This window comes from Streptomyces sp. NPDC000348 (genome assembly GCF_042898795.1).
Classification (GTDB): domain Bacteria; phylum Actinomycetota; class Actinomycetes; order Streptomycetales; family Streptomycetaceae; genus Streptomyces.
Genome location: NZ_JBIAZD010000004.1, coordinates 291,310 through 311,982 on the forward strand (window position 1 = coordinate 291,310; position 20,673 = coordinate 311,982).

At 74.3% G+C, this 20,673-nt stretch carries 16 protein-coding genes; 9 read left to right on the plus strand and 7 right to left on the minus strand.

All coding sequences use genetic code 11. From position 1 onward, the window contains the following. Positions 1 to 2: 2 nt before the first annotated feature. The 3 genes from ACFY3N_RS10925 to ACFY3N_RS10935 all read right to left on the minus strand — a co-directional run bounded on the left by ACFY3N_RS10925 (position 3) and on the right by ACFY3N_RS10935 (position 5,512). Positions 3 to 2,864, minus strand: coding sequence for a glycoside hydrolase family 2 TIM barrel-domain containing protein (locus ACFY3N_RS10925; protein ID WP_390816299.1), 2,862 nt, complete (start codon positions 2,862 to 2,864; stop codon positions 3 to 5). 54 nt (positions 2,865 to 2,918) lie between these two features. Beyond that, on the minus strand, positions 2,919 to 4,133 hold the full coding sequence (locus ACFY3N_RS10930; protein ID WP_390816300.1) for an ROK family transcriptional regulator: 1,215 nt from the start codon (positions 4,131 to 4,133) through the stop codon (positions 2,919 to 2,921). A 125-nt stretch (positions 4,134 to 4,258) separates the two neighbouring features. Beyond that, positions 4,259 to 5,512, minus strand: coding sequence for a D-arabinono-1,4-lactone oxidase (locus tag ACFY3N_RS10935; RefSeq protein ID WP_390816301.1), 1,254 nt, complete (start codon positions 5,510 to 5,512; stop codon positions 4,259 to 4,261). Between the two features lie 156 nt (positions 5,513 to 5,668). Here ACFY3N_RS10935 and ACFY3N_RS10940 point away from each other — a divergent pair, with 156 nt between their 5' ends. From ACFY3N_RS10940 to ACFY3N_RS10960, 5 genes are all read left to right on the plus strand, one after another. After that, positions 5,669 to 6,991, plus strand: coding sequence for a radical SAM protein (locus tag ACFY3N_RS10940; protein ID WP_390816302.1), 1,323 nt, complete (start codon positions 5,669 to 5,671; stop codon positions 6,989 to 6,991). Positions 6,992 to 7,215: 224 nt separating this feature from the next. Next, entirely contained in the window at positions 7,216 to 8,688 is a 1,473-nt protein-coding gene (locus tag ACFY3N_RS10945; protein WP_390816303.1) for a cellulose binding domain-containing protein, read from the plus strand. A gap of 267 nt (positions 8,689 to 8,955) precedes the next feature. Further along, positions 8,956 to 10,053 (plus strand): ribosome small subunit-dependent GTPase A, encoded by a 1,098-nt coding sequence (rsgA, locus tag ACFY3N_RS10950; protein WP_390816304.1) that lies wholly within the window; start codon positions 8,956 to 8,958, stop codon positions 10,051 to 10,053. A gap of 60 nt (positions 10,054 to 10,113) precedes the next feature. Beyond that, a complete protein-coding gene (locus ACFY3N_RS10955; protein WP_390816305.1) occupies positions 10,114 to 11,499 on the plus strand; it encodes a bifunctional transcriptional activator/DNA repair enzyme AdaA in 1,386 nt (461 codons plus the stop codon). Continuing rightward, entirely contained in the window at positions 11,499 to 11,990 is a 492-nt protein-coding gene (locus ACFY3N_RS10960; protein ID WP_390816306.1) for a methylated-DNA--[protein]-cysteine S-methyltransferase, read from the plus strand. Before ACFY3N_RS10955 ends, ACFY3N_RS10960 begins: the two co-directional genes overlap by 1 nt. Positions 11,991 to 12,000: 10 nt before the next feature. Here the strand turns inward: ACFY3N_RS10960 and ACFY3N_RS10965 are convergent, their stop codons facing one another. Further along, entirely contained in the window at positions 12,001 to 12,483 is a 483-nt protein-coding gene (locus ACFY3N_RS10965; protein WP_390816307.1) for a DUF456 domain-containing protein, read from the minus strand. 171 nt (positions 12,484 to 12,654) lie between these two features. Here ACFY3N_RS10965 and ACFY3N_RS10970 point away from each other — a divergent pair, with 171 nt between their 5' ends. From ACFY3N_RS10970 to ACFY3N_RS10980, 3 genes are all read left to right on the plus strand, one after another. Next, a complete protein-coding gene (locus tag ACFY3N_RS10970; RefSeq protein WP_390816308.1) occupies positions 12,655 to 14,103 on the plus strand; it encodes a protein phosphatase 2C domain-containing protein in 1,449 nt (482 codons plus the stop codon). Positions 14,104 to 14,169: 66 nt separating this feature from the next. Then, on the plus strand, positions 14,170 to 15,912 hold the full coding sequence (locus ACFY3N_RS10975) for a pyruvate dehydrogenase (RefSeq protein ID WP_390816309.1): 1,743 nt from the start codon (positions 14,170 to 14,172) through the stop codon (positions 15,910 to 15,912). Positions 15,913 to 16,076: 164 nt separating this feature from the next. Then, a complete protein-coding gene (locus ACFY3N_RS10980) occupies positions 16,077 to 16,478 on the plus strand; it encodes an ATP-binding protein (protein ID WP_390816310.1) in 402 nt (133 codons plus the stop codon). 37 nt (positions 16,479 to 16,515) lie between these two features. Here ACFY3N_RS10980 and ACFY3N_RS10985 read toward each other — a convergent pair whose 3' ends face one another. Further along, positions 16,516 to 17,559, minus strand: coding sequence for a DUF2637 domain-containing protein (locus ACFY3N_RS10985; RefSeq protein ID WP_390816311.1), 1,044 nt, complete (start codon positions 17,557 to 17,559; stop codon positions 16,516 to 16,518). Positions 17,560 to 17,864: 305 nt separating this feature from the next. Continuing rightward, positions 17,865 to 18,725 (minus strand): (2Fe-2S)-binding protein, encoded by an 861-nt coding sequence (locus ACFY3N_RS10990; RefSeq protein WP_390816312.1) that lies wholly within the window; start codon positions 18,723 to 18,725, stop codon positions 17,865 to 17,867. A gap of 167 nt (positions 18,726 to 18,892) precedes the next feature. Between ACFY3N_RS10990 and ACFY3N_RS10995 the strand changes: the two genes are divergently transcribed. Further along, complete coding sequence (locus ACFY3N_RS10995) at positions 18,893 to 19,720, plus strand: GntR family transcriptional regulator (RefSeq protein ID WP_390816313.1); 828 nt, start codon at positions 18,893 to 18,895, stop codon at positions 19,718 to 19,720. 184 nt (positions 19,721 to 19,904) lie between these two features. Here the strand turns inward: ACFY3N_RS10995 and ACFY3N_RS11000 are convergent, their stop codons facing one another. Next, complete coding sequence (locus ACFY3N_RS11000) at positions 19,905 to 20,672, minus strand: hypothetical protein (RefSeq protein WP_390816467.1); 768 nt, start codon at positions 20,670 to 20,672, stop codon at positions 19,905 to 19,907. Position 20,673 lies beyond the last annotated feature (1 nt).

A 20,673-nucleotide genomic window follows, 5' to 3' on the forward strand; every position in this document is an offset into this window, starting at 1 on the left:
CGTCAGCCGCGCGGCTCCGAGAAGACGAAGGAGAACTCCGCGGGTTCGGGCCACAGGTGGTACCGGGGGAGCGGGCCCGGCCCGCAGGACTGCGAGCCGATGCCGTGCAGCCGGTGGTCGAGATGGACCCAGACCGTGTCGCCGGGGACGAGGTCGGTGCGGTGCCGGGCTGCGTCCAGGTGTTCGGTGGTCCAGGGCCTGGCGGTGAACCAGAACTCCGGGTCGCCGTCGACCCGCAGACCGCCGATCTCCGCCCACCGCACGTCGGCACGGGCGCCGTTCTCCTGCGGGCGCACGTAGGGCGTCTGGAGGTCCCGGACGCTCGCGTCCCACCGCAGGTCCCTGGACGCGGCCCTGGTGTCCGGGTACGACTCGCTCCCGCCGCCGAACCAGGAGACGGCGTCCCCGGGGGTGCCCGCGAGCCCGAAGCGGACGCCGAGCCGGGGCAGCGGCGCCCGCCACTCGCCCTCCGGCACGACCGAGACGGTCAGCCGCACCCGTGTGCCGTCGGACGTCCAGCGGTACGCCGTCCGCAGGCCCGTCTCCCGGCCTGCGGGCGCCACCCGGGTCCGTACGGTCAGCGCGTCACCGTCGGTCTCGACCGCGTCCAGCCGGTGCCGCATGCGGTGCAGGCCCAGCTCGCGCCAGAGCGGACCGTACCGGGTGCCCGTCTCCCAGGCCGCCCCGTCGTCGTTGTCGGTGGTCGCCCGCCACACGTCCAGGCGCAGATCGCGCACCGGCACACCGGAGAGCGTGCGCACCGCGCCGGTGCGGGCGTCGAAGACCGCCGGCCCCAGGGTGATCCGGTCACCGTCGACGGACGGCCGCACGCCGGCCGCCGCCGGTGACGGGGTGCGGCGGGCCACCGTCCGCTGCGCCCAGGCCACTTCGTGGCCCCGGCCGGCCCACGGCGTGTCCTCGGCGAGCACCGCCCGCACCGTCCACTGCACCTCCTCGCCCCCGCCGTCCGGGGCCTCGGGCAGCCCGACCTCCGCCGACTCCCCGGGGGCGAGCGGCGGCACGGTGAGCGGACGCGTCCCCGCCGGCCGGCCGTCCACCTGGTGGGAGAGGACGAACTCCAGGGGGGACAGGTCCGCGAAGTCGTACCGGTTGGTCACCCGTACGGTGCCGTCCGTGTCGCCCGCCTCGATCCGGACCGGCTCGATCACCTTCTTGTACTCGATCAGGCCCGGTGACGGCGTGCGGTCCGGGAAGACCAGTCCGTCGCAGACGAAGTTGCCGTCGTGCAGTTCCTCCCCGAAGTCGCCGCCGTAGGCGTAGCCCAGCCCGGGATGCTCGACGCCGTGGTCGATCCACTCCCAGACGAAGCCGCCCTGGAGCCGGTCGTGCGTCTCGAACAGCCGCTGGTACTCGGCCAGTCCGCCGGGCCCGTTGCCCATGGCGTGCGCGTACTCGCAGAGGACCAGCGGCAGTCGCCGCCTGCGGTGCGTTCCGCCGTCCAGGCCCCGCGCGATCCGCTCGACCTCCTCGTGCGACGGGTACATCCGCGAGTACACGTCCGTGTCACGGCAGCCGAGGTCGCCCTCGTAGTGCACCGGGCGGGAGGGGTCCCGGTGGTGGATCCAGTCGGCCATCGCGGTCAGTCCGCGTCCGGTGCCGGCCTCGTTGCCGAGCGACCACATCACGACCGACGGGTGGTTCTTGTCCCGCTCGACCATGCGCGCGGCCCGGTCCAGCAGGGCCGGCGTCCAGCGGTCGTCGTCGACGGGGTTGTCCCGCCAGTCCTGTTCGACGAAGCCGTGGGTCTCCAGGTCGCACTCGTCGATCACCCACAGCCCGTACTCGTCGCACAGGTCGAGGAAGGCCGGGTGCGGCGGATAGTGGGAGGTGCGGACCGCGTTGACGTTGTGCCGCTTCATCAGCAGCACGTCCTCGCGCATGGTGGCGAGGTCCAGCGCGCGGCCCCGGCGCGGGTGCCACTCGTGCCGGTTGACGCCCCTGAACAGCAGGGGCGTCCCGTTCACCTTGAGCAGTCCGTCCTCGACGGCGACGGTGCGGAAGCCGATGCGCAGCGGCACCCGCTCGCCCGCCGTCACCAGCGCCCCCGCGTACAGCCGGGGCGTCTCGGCCGTCCACGGCTCGACCGGGAGGGTGACCGGCTCGCCGGTCGCCACGTCGATGCCCAGCTCCTCGACCGTCAGGCGTCCCTCGACGTCGGAGTCGACGCGCAGGGTGCCCGCGCCGGTGACGTGGTCGTAGGAGGCGTGCACGAAGAAGTCGCCCGCGCCGCCGGCCGGGCGGTGCAGCAGCGTCACGTCACGGAAGATGCCGGGCAGCCACCACTGGTCCTGGTCCTCCAGGTACGAGCCCGCCGACCACTGGTGGACCCGGACCGCGAGGACGTTCCCGGCCGGCTCCAGCAGGTGCCCGACCGCGAACTCGTGCGGCAGCCGCGATCCCTTGAACTCCCCGATCTCCGTGCCGTTCAGCCAGACCCGGGCGCAGGACTCCACCCCGTCGAAGCGGAGCACGGCCGCACCCCCGTCCGGCCAGTCCCCGGGCAGGTCGAAGACGCGCAGATGGTCACCGGTCGGGTTCTCGGTGGGGACGTGCGGCGGATCGACGGGAAAGGGGTAGAGGTGGTTGGTGTAGATCGGCGCGCCGTGGCCCTGGAGCACCCAGTGGCCGGGCACGGTCACCTCCGCCCAGTCCCCGGCGTCGTACCCGGGCGCGGCGAAGGAGTCGTCCTCGGCGTCCGCGGTGGCGGACACCCGCAGGCGCCACCCGCCGTTCAGGGACAGGGAGGCCGCGTCGGAGGACGCGTACCAGGCGCGCGGGGGCAGGGTCCCGCGGCCGGGGGAGACGTCCTCGACATAGCCGGTCTCCGGGGTGCGCAATGACATGGGTCTCCTAGATCGGGTCCTGGCTCGGCTGATGAGGGTGACCGCGGCCGGCGGTCACCGGCGACCGCCGGCGGTGTGCTTCCCGGCCTGCCGCAACGCGCCCTCCAGGGCGAACGTCGCCGCCCCCAGGCACACCGGATCGGTCGGAATCGGGGAGAGGACGATCCGGGCGGCGGCCAGCGGGCGGCGCAGCGCGTGCCGGGCGACGGCCGCCCGCACCTCGTCGAGCAGCGGTTCGCCGAACGCGGCCGCGACCCAGCTGCTGAGCACGACCACCTCCGGGTTGAAGAGGTTGATCAGACCGGCGATCCCGGCACCGAGGTGGCGGGCGGTCTGCTGGAGCACCCTCACCGCCACGGGATCGCCCGCGCCCACCCCCCGGGCCAGCGCGTCGACGGTGGCCGTCTGGTCGCCGGGACGCAGCAGCGGGCTGTCCGGGCTCAGCTCCCGCAGGTTCAGCATGATCCCGGGCGCGCCGGTGTACGTCTCCACGCAGCCGCGGTTGCCGCAGTGGCAGGGGCGGCCGTCCAGGACGAGGGTGGTGTGCCCCCACTCGCCGGCGCTGTCGCTCACCCCCCGGTGCACCCCGCCGCCCAGCACCAGTCCGGCGCCCACCCCGGTCCCGAGGTTCACCACCACCGCGTCCTCGTGCCCGCGCGCCGCCCCGAACCACAGCTCGGCCACCGCGCAGGCCCGCAACGGGTTGTCCAGGTACAGGGGGTGGGCGATGCGCTCCGCGAGCAGGCCGAGCAGCGGCACGTCGTGCCAGTCCCAGTTCGGCGCGTACGCGCAGACGCCGGTGTCCCGGTCCACCTGACCCGGCACGCTCACCCCGACCCCGAGCACCCGCGCGTCCTCCACCCCGGCCCGGGCGACCACGGAACCCACCGCCGCGGCCACCCGCCCCACGACCCGCTCGGGCCGGCTCTCCCCCGGGCGCACGGCCTCCTCGGCGCGGGCCAGCATATTCAGCGCGAGGTCGAACAGCTCGACCCGGACGTAGGTCTCGGCGAGATCCACGCCGATCAGCGCGCCCCCCGACGCGTCGACGGCCACCAGGCCCCGGGGACGGCCGCCGGCCGATTCCTCGAAACCGACCTCGGTGATCATGCCGAGGCCGAGCAGCTCCCCGACCAGGGTGGCGACGGTGGCGAGGCTGAGGCCCGTGGCGGCCGCCAGCTCCTGCCGGGAGGTGGGCGACGCGGCGATGAGCCGGCGCAGCACCTGGTAGCGGTTGGCCGTGCGGATGTCCCGCGATGTGCGCTTCACCTGCGGCTGTCCCCTCCCCGCCGGGCCGGCCGGGCACCGGCGCACGGCAAGGCTACGGGGAGGCGGACCTTTCGCCAAGGGGTTAGGAAAGGGGTTTGACGAAGTCCGGGCCGGACCGGCGCGCCTCAGTCGCCCAGGACGTCCCGGACGAAGGCGTTGGCGAACTTGCCCGCCGGGTCCACCGCACGCGCCAGGGCCCGGAAGTCGTGCAGGCGCGGGTAGCGGGCGCGCAGCCGGGCCGCCGGCATGGTGAACACCTTCCCCCAGTGCGGCCGCGCCCCGAACGGTGCCAGCGCCTCCTCCACCCGCCGCACCACGGGCAGCACCGCCGCCGTGTCCGCGACCCAGGTGAAGTGGACGGCCACCGTGTCCCGGCCGTGGGAAGGGCCGAGCCACTGGTCGTCGGCGGCGACGGTCCGCACCTCGCAGGTCTGCAGCACCGGGGCGACCGTCTCCCGGACGCCGTCCAGCGCGCGCAGCACGTCGACGGCCGACTCCCTCGGCATCAGGTACTCCGACTGCAGCTCCGCCCCGCTGCTCGGGGTGAACTCCGCCCGGAAGTGCGGCAGCCGCTCGTGCCAGGGTCCGGCCACGCCGAACTGCTCGGTGCAGTTCACCGCCGGCATCCCCGGCACCGGGTGCATCTTCCCGGTCGCCGCGGTCGCCCAGGGGAAGTCCGGCAGCGGCTGGTCGGTGCGCCGCTTCACCCACACCTGCCTCAGGCCCGGCGCCCGCCAGTCGGTGAACAGGCTCACGCTGTACGCCGCCGACATCACCTTCTCGAACGTGGCGGAATCCAGCCCCTCCAGCGGCATCTCGGTGAACACGTACTGCTCGACCTCGAAGGCCGGCTCCAGGTCCAGGGTGAGCGCGGTGACGACACCGAGCGCGCCCAGCGAGGTGACCGCGCCGCCGAACCGCTCGTCGCCGCGTGCCACGGTCACCGTCGAGCCGTCCGCCGTGACCAGTTCCACCGCGCGCACGGACGAGGCGAGCGGGCCGTTGCCGACGCCGGAGCCGTGGGTGCCGGTGGCGACCGAGCCGGCCACCGAGATGTGCGGGAGCGACGCCATGTTCGCCAGCGCCAGCCCGTGCCGGTGGACCCGCCGGGCCAGCTCGGCGTAGCGCACCCCGCCGCCCACCCGTACCGTCCGGGCCGCCGTGTCCACGTCCACCTGCGGGGGCAGCGCCTCCAGGGACAGCAGGACGCCGTCCTCACCGGCCTCGGCGATCTCGTTGAAGGAGTGCCCGCTGCCCAGGGCCCGCACCCGCGCGCTCCGGGCGACCAGCGCGCGCAGCGCGTCCAGGCCGTGCGGGCGGTGCAGCTCCTTGGCGGTGTACGTGATGTTGCCCGCCCAGTTGGTCACGCTCTCGGTCATCCCTCGTCCTTCCCGGTCGGCGGGGCCGGAAGGGGCCCCGGCCGGAACCTATCCCGGGAGTGACCCACGCCCTGTGGGGGGACCCGGCACCCCGGACGTCCGAGCGGGGGCATACCGTGAGGAGTCGTACGTCCGAACCGGGAGGAGAACAACGGGATGGGCAGCCGTACCGCGCTGGTCGAGGATCTGATGGAGCGGTTCCCGCACGTGCCGCGCGAGGCCGTCTTCAAGGAGGACCTGCTGCGCGGCGGTGTGGCCTTCGACCCGTCCGCGCTCAGCGACAACGAGGGCGGCGAGGTCAAGCCGAAGTCGTACTTCATCTTCTCCTTCGACCACGGCACCCTGCCCGAACTGGGCGAGGCCGCGCTCCGCCGCCCGCCGGAGGAGATCATCCTCACCGGCGGCCCCTACGACCTGCGCCGCACGGTCGTCTCCGTCCGCGTGAACCCGGCCTCCCCCTACCGCGTCGCCGCCGACGAGCACGGCGTGCTCGGCCTCTACCTCGACGGCAGGCGGATCTCGGACGTCGGCGTGCCGCCCATGCCCGAGTACTACCGGCACACCCTGTCCAACGGGAAGTCGGTCATGGAGGTCGCCCCCACCATCCAGTGGGGCTACCTGATCTACCTGACCGTCTTCCGGGTCTGCCAGTACTTCGGCGCCAAGGAGGAGTGCCAGTACTGCGACATCAATCACAACTGGCGCCAGCACAAGGCGGCCGGCCGGCCCTACACCGGGGTGAAGGACGTCGAGGAGGTCCTGGAGGCCCTCGAGATCATCGACCGGTACGACACCGCGAAGGCGTCCACGGCCTACACCCTCACCGGCGGCGCCATCACCAGGACGGTCTCCGGGCGCGACGAGGCCGACTTCTACGGCCACTACGCCAAGGCCATCGAGGAGCGCTTCCCCGGCCGCTGGATCGGCAAGGTCGTCGCCCAGGCGCTGCCCAGGGACGACGTGCAGCGCTTCAAGGACTACGGCGTGCAGATCTACCACCCCAACTACGAGGTGTGGGACGAGTACCTGTTCAAGATGTACTGCCCCGGCAAGGAGCGCTACGTCGGCCGCGACGAGTGGCACCGGCGCATCCTCGACTCGGCGGAGGTCTTCGGCGCGCGCAACGTGATCCCCAACTTCGTGGCCGGTGTGGAGATGGCCGAGCCCTTCGGCTTCAAGACGGTCGACGAGGCCATCGCCTCCACCACCGAGGGCCTGCGCTTCTTCATGTCGCACGGCATCACGCCCCGCTTCACCACCTGGTGCCCGGAGCCCACCACCCCGCTCGGCAAGGCCAACCCGCAGGGCGCGCCGCTCGAGTACCACATCCGGCTGCTCCAGGCGTACCGGCAGACCATGGAGGACTTCGGCCTCTCCTCGCCCCCCGGCTACGGCCCGCCCGGACCCGGCCAGGCGGTCTTCTCGGTCAGCTCCTTCATGGACAGCCTCCCGGCGCAGGAGTCCGCCGGGGCGGTCTGAGACGCCGGGGCCCCGGCACCCCGCCGGACACGGAAGGCCGGAACCAGGACGTTCCGGCCTTCCGCGCACATCGTCCCTGCGGGGGGTCGCGAAGCCGCCACGGAAAGTGAGGGAAGCGCTTGTCAGTTGTGTCGGCGGCGTGAAAAGCTCGGCCACTGCCGCGAGGTTTCCCCAACTCCAATGCCCCTATGGCGAGTTGACCTCGTTCGTGATGCGGGAGTCACATGCCCGACCTGCCGAGCCCCCAGGACGCCACCGAGGCGGCGCTGTTCACCGAGTGCTGGGACGCGGCGCTCTCCTACGCCGACCTGTGCACCGCCGGGTCCGCCGCCGCGGCGGAACTGGCCCGCGAGGCCTTCGCGCAGGGCATACGCGAGCTGCGCGAGGCCGAGTCGGGCAGCGTCCGCGGACACGGCCGCCGTCCCTCCCGGCTGCCCCGGATACCCCTGCTGCTGACGGCGGTCCGCAGCACCGCGGCCGCCTGGGAGGCGGCGGGGCGGGGACACAGGCTCGACCCCGATCTGCGGCTGTGGCTCCACTCCGACCAGGCCGCCCGCCACACCGGTCCGCCGCTGGAACGCCCGGTCGCCCTGCGGGCCCTGCGCGATCTGCAGCCCGCGGACGCCGAACTGCTCTGGCTGGCCGAGGCGGAGGCCCTGCCGCTGCCCCTGGTGGCCCGCCGGCTCGGCCTCGACCCCGCCACCGCGGCCGACGAACTCGCCCAGGTCGGCCGCCTGTTCCGGGACCGCGCCCACCGCAACCACCTCGACTCGCCCCTGGCCGCCGAGTGCCGCAGCTACGCCCGGCTCCTCGACGCCGTCACCCGGTCGCCCGCCGCGGACACCCCCGACGACCTCTCCCGGCACCTCGCCACCTGCCACCGCTGCGCCGAGGCCGCCGCCTGTCTGCGGCTGCACGGCGGAGGACTGCCCGGCGCGCTGGCCGGCGGGGTGATCGGCTGGGGCGGCCTCGCCTATCTGGAACGCCGCCGCCGCGCCGCCGAGGTACGGCTCGGGGCCGGACGCCCCGACCGGGCCGACACGGACGGCGGGGACCCGGCGGACGGCACGGGCGGGGCGCGCGTCGCCCGGCACGGCCTGCTGGTCGCCGCCCTCCTGGTCTCCCTCCTCGCGCTCGCGGTCTCCCTGATGCCGTTCGGCGACACGGCCGACGAGGGCACCGCGCGCCCCGACGCCGACCGGCAGCCGGTGGCCGACCCCGGACCCTCCCTGCCGTCCGCGCCCACGGCCTCCCCGGACACCCCGTCCCCGTCCGTCGAGCCGTCCGCCGGGCGCACCCCGGACCGGGAGGACCCCGACCCCGAACCGCAGGGCACCTCCTCCGCCACCGCCGCGCCCGCGACCACCGCCCGCAGCGAACCGGCCGCCTGCCACGCCGACTACGACCTGGTCAACCAGTGGCCCGACGGCTTCCAGGCCACCGTCACCGTCACCACACGCGACCCCCTCGACTCCTGGCGCGTCGGTTTCGCCTTCCCCGACGGCCAGCGGATCACCCAGATGTGGGACGCCTCGCCGCACCAGGACGGCTCCCGGGTCACCGCCACCGCCGCCGACTACAACAAGTCGGTCGCCGCCGGCGGGAAACTCGCCTTCGGCTTCCTCGCGTCCCGCGGCGGCGCGAACCACCCGCCGTCCGGCTTCACGCTCAACGGCCGCACCTGCGCGACCGTGTGACACGGGAGTCCGGAAAACAAGTTGACGGGCCGGGGAGGCGGCGGGCTACTGTGACCACGGATCACACGGTGGCCGTACGCCGCCGTACCGGACCGTTCATGGAGTGAGGAGGTGTCGACCGATGGCTGTCATTGCGCTGCACGCTGCCCGCATTCAGGAATCCATCACGTCCACCTCCGTGGCCACCGGCTGACCTCACCCTTTTCCCGTCCGCGTACGGATGCGTACGCGCGGCCGCCGGGGCCACCCACCTGAAGGGTCACCCCCTTGAACTCCAGTTCCACCTCCGTCTCCTCCGCGCTCGCCCCCTACGGCTGGGACGACGCCTGGGCGGACGAGTTCGCCCCCCACGACGCGGAAGGGCTGCTGCCCGGCCGTGTGATCCGGGTCGACCGCGGCCAGTGCGACGTCGTCACCGCCGGCGGCACCCTGCGCGCCGACACCGCCTTCGTCACCCCGCACGACCCCCTGCGGGTCGTCTGCACGGGCGACTGGGTCGCCGTCGAACCCGGCGGGAACCCCCGCTACGTACGCGCCTACCTGCCGCGCCGTACCGCCTTCGTGCGCTCCACCTCCTCCAAGCGGTCCGAGGGGCAGATCCTCGCCGCCAACGTCGACCACGCCGTCGTCGCCGTCTCCCTGGCCGCCGAACTCGACCTGGCCCGGATCGAACGCTTCCTCGCGCTCGCCTGGGAGTCCGGGGCACAGCCGGTGGTCGTCCTCACCAAGGCCGACCTGGTGCCGGACGCGGCGACCCGCGCGCACCTCGTCCAGGACGTGGAGACCAGCGCGCCGGGCGTGCCGGTGCTCACCGTCAGCGCCAGGGACGGGGACGGGCTCGACGTCCTCACCGCGATCACGGCCGGCGGCACGTCGGTGCTGCTCGGGCAGTCCGGCGCCGGCAAGTCCACCCTGGCCAACGCGCTCCTCGGCGAGGACGTGATGGACGTCCGGGCCATCCGGGACGTCGACGGCAAGGGACGCCACACCACGACCACCCGCAACCTGCTGGCGCTGCCCGGCGGGGGAGTCCTCATCGACACACCGGGCCTCAGGGGCGTCGGCCTGTGGGACGCCTCCACCGGCGTCGGCCAGGTGTTCGCCGAGATCGAGGAGCTCGCCGAGCGCTGCCGGTTCCAGGACTGCGCCCACGAGAGCGAACCGGGCTGTGCCGTCCTCGACGCCATCGAGACCGGTGACCTGCCGCAGCGCCGCCTGGAGAGCTACCGCAAGCTGCTCCGGGAGAACCAGTACATCGTCGCCAAGACCGACGCCAGGCTCCGCGCGGAGATCCGCAGGGACTGGAAGCGCAAGGGCGCCATCGGCAGGGCGGCGATGGAGGCCAAGCGGGGCCGCCTGCGGTAGCGCACCTCCCTGTCCGATTTCCGCCAGCCGGGGCTCCCCGGCCGGCGGAGACTGGACGGTGTGAAGGACGAGGACAGCAGGTACGAGGCGGTGTGCAGCCGGGACGCCCGGTTCGACGGGGTGTTCTTCTTCGCCGTGGAGACGACCGGCATCTACTGCCGGCCCAGCTGCCCCGCCGTCACCCCGAAGCGGCACAACGTGCGGTTCTTCGCGACCGCCGCCGCCGCGCAGGGCTCCGGGTTCCGCGCCTGCCGGCGCTGCCGCCCGGACGCCGTGCCCGGCTCCGCCGAGTGGAACGTGCGGGCCGACGTCGTCGGCCGGGCCGTCCGGCTGATCGCCGACGGCGTCGTCGACCGCGAGGGCGTCGCCGGACTCGCCGCACGGCTCGGCTACAGCGCCCGCCAGGTGCAGCGCCTGCTCACCGGCGAACTCGGCGCCGGGCCCGTCGCGCTCGCCCGGGCCCAGCGGGCACACGCCGCGCGGGTGCTCCTGCAGACCACCGGGCTGCCGGTCACCGAGATCGCCTTCGCCGCCGGATTCGCCAGCGTGCGGCAGTTCAACGACACCGTACGGGCCGTCTACGCCACCACACCCAGCGAGCTGCGTGCCGCCGCGCCCCGCCGGGGCCGGGCGCGCACCGCCACCCCGTCCGCCGGGATCCCCCTGCGGCTCGCCCACCGCGGCCCCTACCGGGCGGGCCCCGTCTTCGACCTGCTGCACCGCGAGGCCGTCCCCGGCGTCGAGGACATCAGCGGCGCCCCGGGCACCCGCACCTACCGGCGCACCCTGCGCCTGCCCCACGGCACCGGCATCGCCGCCGTGGACGAACGCCCGCACACCGGACCGGGCGCCCACCCCGGCGGCTGGCTCGACGCCCGGGTCCACCTCACCGACCTCCGCGATCTGACCACCGCCGTACAGCGCCTGCGGCGGCTGTTCGACCTGGACGCCGACCCGTACGCCGTCGACGAACGGCTCGGCGCCGACGCCCGGCTCGCCCCGCTGGTCGCCGCCCGGCCCGGACTGCGCTCACCGGGAGCCGCCGACCCGGAGGAGCTGGCGGTGCGCGCGCTGGTGGGCCGCGACGAGGCCGCACGGCTGGTCCAGCGGTACGGCAAGCGGCTCGACGCCCCCTGCGGCCCCCTCACCCACCTGTTCCCCGAGGCCGCCGTCCTCGCCGGGGCCGAGCCCGACGGCACCCTGGGCGCGCTCACCGCCGCCCTCGCCGACGGCACCGTGCGCCTCGGACCCGGCGCCGACCGGGACGACGCCCGGGACGCCCTCGGCGCCGTCCCCGGCCTCGACGCCCGTACGATCGCCGAGATCCGCACCCGCGCGCTCGGCGACCCGGACGTGGCCCCGCCCGGGCCCGGCGTTCCCGACACCTGGCGCCCCTGGCGCTCGTACGCCCTGAACCACCTGCGCGCCGCAGGGGAGTTGGAGTGATGATGACCACCTACTGGACGCGGGTGGACAGCCCCGTCGGACCGCTGCTGCTCACCGCCGCCCCGACCGGCGAGCTGACCTCGGTCTCCGTGCCCGGGCAGAAGGGCGGGCGCACGCCGGCGGACGGCTGGCGGCGGGACCCCGGACCGTTCCGCGAGGCCGAGCGGCAGCTCACCGCGTACTTCGCCGGCGACCTCAAGGAGTTCCGGCTGGCCGTGAGCGCCGTCGGCACCCCGTTCCGGGAGAAGGTGTGGGCCGCGCTCGACGACGTCCCCTACGGGGCCACCGTGTCCTACGGCGAGATCGCGGCCCGGATCGGCGCGCCCCGCGCCGCCGTGCGGGCCGTCGGCGGCGCGATCGGCGCGAACCCGCTGCTCATCGTCCGCCCCTGCCACCGGGTGATCGGCGCCGACGGATCGCTGACCGGATACGCCGGCGGGCTGGAGCGCAAGGTGCGGCTGCTCACCCACGAGGGCGTGCTGCGGCCGTGAGCCGAGGGGATCAGCCCCAGAACACCGCGCCCAGCCACGCGGCCACGATCAGCTGGCAGGTGAACAGCTCCGCCAGCACGCTCCACCCGCCCGAGCGCAGCGCCGTGCGCGACGCCGCGACCGCCCCGCCGCGGCGGCCCAGACGGAGCCGCTCGAAGAGGTAGACCCCGGCGAGGAAGCCCGGTACCGCGCCGATCACGGGCAGCAGGACGAAGCCGGCGAAGGAGCCGCAGCCCGCGTACACCAGCATCCGGGCGTCGTCGCCGCGCGCCCGCAGCCGGCGGGGCGGCAGCGCCCAGCGCACCACCTGGGACAGGAACAGCACGACGGTCGTCCCCACCAGCACCCACCAGGCGACGGGCCGCGGGTCCTTCAGCGCCCACCACAGGACCCCGGCCCACACCAGCCACGAGCCGGGCACTCCCGGCAGCAGCACTCCCCACAGTCCGAGCAGGAGCACCAGTCCGGCGAGCAGGAGGTCCCACGCTCCCATCTGTCCAGAGTGCAGGAGGCCGGGGAACGGCGCAGGACGGAACGTCCCCGGTGGCACCCGTCGCACAGCCGTCCCGCCGGTCACCCGACACGCCGTCCGGGGCACACCGAGGGACGGGGATTTTCCCGATGCCCGGTTTCCAACCGGCCCGCGCCGTGGACAATCGGGGGCATGAGCCAGCAGGGGGGAAGGCCCACCGGTCCCGAGGAGGACTGGTGGGGGCAGCTGTACGACGACACCACCGGCGACACGGGCCCCGTACCGGCGCCCGATTCCCTGGACGACCGCTTCGCCTCGGCGTCCGGCACGCTGGACGCGGGCGGGCCGGCCCCGGGCGGCTCACGTGCCGCCCCTCAGGTCCCGGGCCCCCGTCCGGCCCCCGGCCCGCCGGCGGACCTCCCGCCCCCGCCCGCCGTCGCCCCGCCCCGCGCCCCCTGGGAACCCCCGCCCGCCGAGGCCGCGGACCCGGTGACCTTCCCCCCGCCCGAGCCGCGGCCGGCGCCGCCCCCGGCCGCCCCCACCTCCGGTGCGGCCTTCGGTCCCTGGACCCCCGCCACCGCGCCCCCGCCCCCTTCCACCGCCCCGCCCGCCCCCGGGTCCGCGGACGCTTCCGCCCCCCGCCCCTCCCGCCTCGGACCGCTTCCGGCCCCGCTCCCGTCCCGCCCCCACGTGGGACCCCGGCCGCCCACCTACGAGGCCGAGCCCACCGCCCTCCCGCCGGCCGACCCCGACGAACTGGACGGCCTGGTCCCGGACACCGTGCTGGACGGGGCCCGCTACGGGGCCTGCACCCTGCGCGCCGCCTCCGTGCGCGGGGACTCCGCGCGCTACCGGGGCGAACCCCGCCGCGACGCGCTGCTGACCGCCCGGTTCGGGACGGGGGAGCGGGCCCTCGTCCTCGTGGCGCTGGCGACCGGCGCCCGGACCGCGCCCGGGACCCACCGGGCCGCCGCCGAGGCCTGCCGGTGGATCGGCGCGGCGGTGGGCCGCAGCCACGCCCGCCTCGTCGACGACATCAGGGCCGCCCGGCGCGGTGACCTCAAATCCGGTCTGCACCGCCTCACCGACCGCACCCTCGGCAGGCTCCGGGCCGGCGCGGCCGAGCGGGGCCTCGAACCCGACGCCTACGCGGCCACCCTGCGCTGCCTCCTCCTGCCCGCCGACCCCGAATGCCGCACCCGGGTGTTCTTCGGCGTCGGCCCCGGCGGACTGTTCCGGCTGCGGGACGGCGCGTGGCAGGACATCGAACCCGAGCCCACCGAGGCCAGGGGCGAACCCGTGGTCGGGTTCGGCTCGCCGCCCCCCGAGACCCCCGACGGCGACCGCCTCACCATGGACCTGGGCATCCCCACGCCCCCGAGCCCGTACGAGCCCGTTCCCGAACCGCCCCGCGAGCCCTTCCGCTTCCGTGCCTCCATAGCCCGCCCGGGTGACACCCTGCTGATGTGCGGCACCGGCCTCGCCGACCCCCTGCACGGCGAACGGGAGCTCCGCGCGCACCTCGCCGACCGGTGGTCCCGCCCCGAACCGCCCGGCCTCGCCGCGTTCCTCGCCGACACCCAGGTACGGGTCAAGGGGTACGCGGACGACCGCACGGCCGCCGCCGTGTGGGAGGCGTGAGCGCACGCCGTGTGAATTCATGGAACCCGTCAGGCATCTTCGACACCCGAGGGGCAGACGGAATCCATGGCCAAACAGAACGTCGCGGAACAGTTCGTCGACATCCTCACCCGCGCGGGAGTCAAACGCCTCTACGGCGTCGTCGGCGACAGCCTCAACCCCGTCGTCGACGCCGTTCGCCGCAACGCCGCCATCGACTGGATCCACGTCCGGCACGAGGAGACAGCCGCCTTCGCCGCCGGCGCCGAGGCCCAGATCACCGGCAGGCTGGGCGCCTGCGCCGGCTCCTGCGGCCCCGGCAACCTCCACCTCATCAACGGCCTGTACGACGCCCACCGCTCCATGGCCCCGGTCCTCGCCCTCGCCTCGCACATCCCGTCCAGCGAGATCGGCCTCGGGTACTTCCAGGAGACCCATCCCGAGCAGCTGTTCCGCGAGTGCAGCCACTACAGCGAGATGATCTCCAGCCCGCGGCAGATGCCCCGGCTGCTGCAGACCGCCATCCAGCACGCCGTCGGCCGCTCCGGCGTCAGCGTCGTCACCCTCCCGGGCGACATCGCCGACCACGCCGCCCCCGAGAAGCCCCTCGAGACCGCCCTCGTCACCTCCCGGCCCACGGTCCGCCCCGGCGACGCCGAGATCGACCGCCTCGTCGACATGATCGACGAGGCCGAGAAGGTCACGTTGTTCTGCGGCGCCGGCACCAAGGGCGCGCACGCCGAGGTCATGGAGTTCGCCCAGAAGATCAAGTCCCCGGTCGGGCACGCCCTGCGCGGCAAGGAGTGGATCCAGTACGACAACCCGTACGACGTCGGCATGAGCGGACTGCTCGGCTACGGGGCCGCCTACGAGGCCACCCACGAGTGCGATCTGCTGATCCTGCTCGGCACCGACTTCCCGTACAACGCCTTCCTCCCCGACGACGTGCGGATCGTGCAGGTCGACGTGCGGCCCGAGAACCTCGGCCGGCGCTCCAGGCTGGACCTCGCGGTGTGGGGCGACGTGAAGGAGACGCTGCGCTGTCTGACGCCGCGGGTCCGCACCAAGGACGACCGGAAGTTCCTCGACCGGATGCTGAAGAAGCACACGGACGCGCTGGAGGGGGTGGTGAAGGCGTACACGCGGAAGGTGGACAAGCACGTGCCGATCCACCCCGAGTACGTGGCGTCCGTACTGGACGAGATGGCCGACGACGACGCGGTGTTCACCGTCGACACCGGCATGTGCAACGTCTGGGCGGCCCGCTACATCTCGCCCAACGGCCGCCGCCGGGTGATCGGTTCCTTCTCCCACGGCTCGATGGCGAACGCGCTGCCGATGGCGATCGGGGCGCAGTTCACCGACCGCGGCCGGCAGGTCGTGTCGATGTCCGGCGACGGCGGATTCACCATGATGATGGGGGACTTCCTCACCCTGGTGCAGTACGACCTGCCGGTGAAGGTGGTCCTGTTCAACAACTCCTCGCTGAGCATGGTCGAGTTGGAGATGCTGGTCGCCGGACTGCCCTCGCACGGCACCGCCATGAGGAACCCCGACTTCGCCGCCGTCGCCCGCGCGTGCGGCGCCCACGGGGTGCGGGTGGAGAAGCCGAAGGAGCTCGCCGGGGCGCTGAAGTCCGCGTTCCGGCACAAGGGCCCGGCCCTCGTCGACGTCGTCACCGACCCCAACGCGCTGTCCATCCCGCCGAAGATCAGCAAGGAGATGGTGACCGGTTTTGCCCTGTCCGCCTCCAAGGTCGTGCTGGACGGAGGCGTCGGCCGGATGCTCCAGATGGCCCGTTCCAACCTGCGCAACGTGCCCCGGCCGTGACGCGGGCGCGTGACCGGGCCTCCGCGCATCCGGATGGCCGTCGCACTTCGGCCAACTACCGTTCGTGACCGTCCGCCATGACTGGCGCGTGGGTGACCGGGCAAGGATTCCCGTGAAGGTGTTCGAACACAGGGGGAATCGACATCGGCACGCGGGCGGGGGCCATGAAGAGTCAGGCTTCGGCGGATCGGCTGAGGCGCACACTGGGGCGGGCGGATCTGCGGGCGGTACCCGAGTCCCGCAGGGCGCTGCGGGAACTGCTCAGGCACTGGGGGACACCGGAGCGCTCCGAGGTGGCGGAACTGCTCACCAGTGAACTCGTCACCAACGCGCTCCTCCACACCGACCACGAGGCGGTCCTGACGGCCACCGTCGGACCGCGTGGATTACGGGTGGAGGTACGGGACTTCGTGGACCGGGAGCCCCGGCCGCGGGCACCGAGCACCGACGACGGCACGCACGGAAGGGGGCTGGTGCTGGTCGAGTCCCTCGCCGACGGATGGGGCGTCAGGAAGCACCGGGTGGGCAAGTCGGTCTGGTTCGAACTCGGCGCGGACGCGGCCTGAGGGGTGCGCACCGCACCCCTCGGACCGCGGCGGGGCGTCAGCCGAACTGCTGCTCCAGGTCCTTGAGCTTGCGCTCCAGGGAGTCCAGGCGCGGCAGGGCCTGGGTGTCGTCCTCGGCGGTGAGGTCGACGGTCTTCGGTTCAGCGCCGGTGCGCACCGGCTGCAGGGAGGGACGCGCGCGGACGGGCAGGGGCTCCGGCGCCGATAGGGCAGGCTCCGCGGAGGCCATGTCGGATTCGCGCTCCACCGTGGGCGCCTCCAGCTCGCGTCCGCCGCCCCGGCCCACGAAACCCCGGTGGCCACGGCTGATCGCCTTCAGCCGGGCCCGCTCCATGCGCTGCTGGTCCCGCCTGCGCTGCTTCGCCTCGTCCTTGCGGATCTTGTCCTCGCGCACTTCCTCGACCGCCTCGTCGAGGCTGCGCACGCCCTCCAGCAGCATCAGCGACCAGGCGCGGTAGGTCTCCCGGGGGGCGCGCAGCCAGCGGACGATACGGATCTGCGGCAACGGACGCGGCACCAGGCCCTGTTCGCGCAGGGCGGCCCGGCGGGTCTGCTTCAGCGCGCGGTCGAACAGGACCGCCGCGGACAGGGACATGCCCGCGAAGAAGTGCGGGGCGCCGTCGTGTCCGAGGCCCCGGGGGGCGTGCACCCAGTTGAACCAGGCGGCGGCGAAGGCGAACGTCCACACGAGTATCCGCGAGCCGAGGGCCGCGTCACCGTGGCTGGCCTCGCGCACGGCGAGCACCGAGCAGAACATCGCCGCGCCGTCCAGGCCGAAGGGGACGAGGTACTGCCAGCCGCCGGAGAGGCCGAGGTTCTGCTCGCCGAAGCCGACCAGCCCGTGGAAGGAGAGCGCGGCGGCCACCGCCGCACAGCAGAACAGCAGGACGTAGGAGACGGTGCCGTAGACGGCCTCCTTGCGCCTGCGGCGTTCCTCGCTGCGCTCCCACGAGTCGTCCGCGCTCGTGCTCTTGACCGAGGAGCGCTTCCCGCGCGCCAGCACCGCCACCGCCGCCAGCATGCCCAGGAACAGTACGGCGCCCGGAAGCAGCCAGTTCAGCGATATGTCGGTCAGTCTCATCTAAGGGGTCCCTTGCATTGGGATAGGGCGTGTAACGCCCGCCATAGTGGCCCAATCCCAGCGGCCCTCAGGGGGTTTCGGGGCAAGAGGCCGCCAAGGAAGTGCGAGGGGGTGCACAGGGCGGCATTCTGCTCGAACTGCCGCGTGAGGGGCGGGAGTTGAGTTCGAATAAGACTACCCGTACGGGTGGTTCCACGGAAAGTTCCCGCGACGGGTGTGAGAATCGTGAAGCCCCTGTGACCTCTGCGATGTGCTCAGCGGACGATCTTACGCGCCGGACGGGGGTGCCGCTGTCAGACGTGGTGTCAGCCGGCCTGCGCGACCAGGGCGGTGGCCCGCTCGGCCGTCCGCCCGGTGGCGCAGGCGCGCGGACAGGTGGCGCAGACGTCCGCGGGACGCAGGGTGTAGAACATGCAGCAGCTGACCCGGTCCCGGGTGACGGGCGCCGGCTCCCCGTCGGGCCCGGTCGGCCGTCGGAAGACCGCCGCGCCGACGTACGGCCCGGTCGCGCCCGGCAGCAGCAGCTCCAGCTCCCGCAGGCCCCGCTCCTCCTCGCCGAGCAGCTGGGAGACGTACCGCAGGCTCTCGACGATCTCGTCGGTCGCCATGGCCCACAGGGCCCGGCCGCGCCGCCGCATCCGGGGGCCGAAGCCGTTCAGCACGGGTTCGAGGTGCTGGGCGACCGCCGTGCGCACCTCCGCCCGCAGCGCGTCCTCGTCGGGCACCACCCGGGCGCCGGGCAGCGCGGCGGCGGGGTCGCCGGGCAGGCAGGCGAAACCGTCGGGCCGCACGGCCATGCGGCCCACGGCGAGGCCGGCGGCGGTGCGGTCGAACGAGACGTGCGTCACGGGGTAGCGCGGCACGCGGCGGTGCAGGAACCACGGCACGGTGATCAGCAGGCAGGCGGGCCAGGCGTAGCGGTGCAGACCGAAACTGGCGATCACGTCCGGACGGCCCCGCTGCCCGTAGTCCCGCAGCACCTGGGTGTCGTCCCAGCCGAGGAACCGCTCCAGCGCGGCCCCGCCCTCGGCGAGCTCCGACGCGGCGACCCAGCCGCCGCCCGTGGGCGCCGCCTCGCCGGCGCCGAGCTCGGTGACGCCCAGGGCGGGGAACGCCTCCGCCAGGCGGGCGTACGCGTCCGCGACGGCCGAACCGGGCACGGGCATGGGACCACCCCTTCACATCTTGAGGAGCAGGGCAATAAAGGTAAGGCTCACCTTACCGAACATCGTGGCGATGTGAACCGGCGCCCCTGTGCGCTTAGGGTGCTTGACGGACAGGTGACAACCCGCCGTAATGACCTCAAGTACCGAAACGTCCGCAGGAGGACCTGGTGAAGCAGGGCACGCAGGGCTCCGCAGCGACGGGGGACGCGGTGACCGGCCCGGCCGCCCCCGGCCGGTTCCGGGTGCCCGCCCAGCCGACGGGGCCGGACGCCGGGCGGGAGCGGGGCCGGCGGGACCTGCCGGACCGTGCCGAGGGCGGCGCCGCGCGCGGTGAGCACACGCACGGGGAACCGGCCCTTCCGCGGCCCGCCGTCCAGCGGTCCTCCGTGCGGGGACAGGTCCTCGACGCCCTGCGCACCGCGCTGGTGACGGGTGACCTGCGGCCCGGCGAGGTGTACTCCGCGCCCGTGCTGGCGGAGCGGTTCGGCGTCTCCGCCACGCCCGTGCGGGAGGCGATGCAGCAGCTCACGCTGGAGGGCGCGGTAGAGGTCGTGCCCAACCGGGGGTTCCGGGTCGTCGAGCGGGGCGCGCGGGAACTGGCCGAGCTCGCCGAGATCCGGGCGATGATCGAGGTTCCGGTGATGATGCGGCTGGCGCGGAGCGTGCCGGCCGAGCGCTGGGCCGAACTGCGGCCGCTCGCCGAGGCCACGGTCCGTGCGGCGTCCTCCGGGTGCCGGGCGACGTACGCCGAGGCGGACCGTGCCTTCCACCGCGCGGTGCTGGCGCTCGGCGGCAACGAGCAGTTGGTCCGTATCGCCGAGGACCTGCACCGTCGTGCGCAGTGGCCCCTGGTCGGGGGTGCTCCCGGCGCGCGCGGGCGGGCGGAGCTGGTGGCCGACGCCCATGAGCACACGGCCCTGCTGGACGCGTTGATCGCGGGGGACCTCGATGTGGTGCGGTCGTTGGTGGGGGAGCACTTCGACGGGGCGGTCTGAGGGGGGCACTCCAACGGGGCGGTCCGAGGGGGCGGTCGGTGCGACCGCTGCCGGGTTGTCCGCCCCCGCCGCCCCTTCCCTTCCCGTCCCCGAGGGGTGCGCCCCCCGGACCCCCGTCGGCCCTGCGGGCCTCGTCCTCGAACGCCGGACGGGCTGATCCTGCTCCAAGGCCCCTCCAGGGGCGCTATGCCGTCGCCGCCCCCGGGGCCGGCGGGGTGAGGTGGCGGGCCAGCCAGGTGGGGACGCCGCCCAGGAGGCGGAAGAGGCGGCGGGCCTCCTCGCGGAGGCGGGAGGCCTCCGGTTCGGTCTCCGTGTCGGCGAGGGAGACCAGGGCCGGGGCCGTGCCGACGAGGTAGCCCAGCTCCTCGCGGATCCGCAGGGATTCGGCGAAGCCGTGCCGGGCCTCCGTCAACTCGCCCTCGCGCAGGGCGAGTCCGGCCAGATGGCGCCAGGTGGCCGAGAGCAGCAGAGGGTCGGCGTGCGCGGTGGCGCCCGCGTGGGCGCGCCGGTACGCGGCCCGCGCCGCCTGCGGCGACCGGGTGAGGTTCTCGGCGATCAGCCCGCGCCGGAAGTCCAGCAGCGCCCGCCCCGCCGCGCCCGGAGCGATCAGCGCCGCCGCCCGGCCGAGCGCGGCCCGCGCCTCGTCGGCCCGGTCGCGGACCTGGAACAGCGTGGCGGCGTAGGCCAAGTACCCGCGTTCACAAGCGGCGGCCCCCCGCTCGTCGTCGCTGTGCGCCACGGCCTCGGCCGTGCGCAGCGCGTCCTCGGCCTCCTCCCATCCCGCCTCGGTGTACAGGCACCGCTCCACCAGCAGCGACGCCCGCTGCAGCGCCGCGTCCGGGCCGGCCGGTTCGAGCAGGGCGGCGGCGTCGGCCCAGCAGGCGCGGGAGCGCAGCCGCCACACCGCGGTCTGGAGGGGATCGTCATCGGCGGTCGTTCCGTCACCGGACATG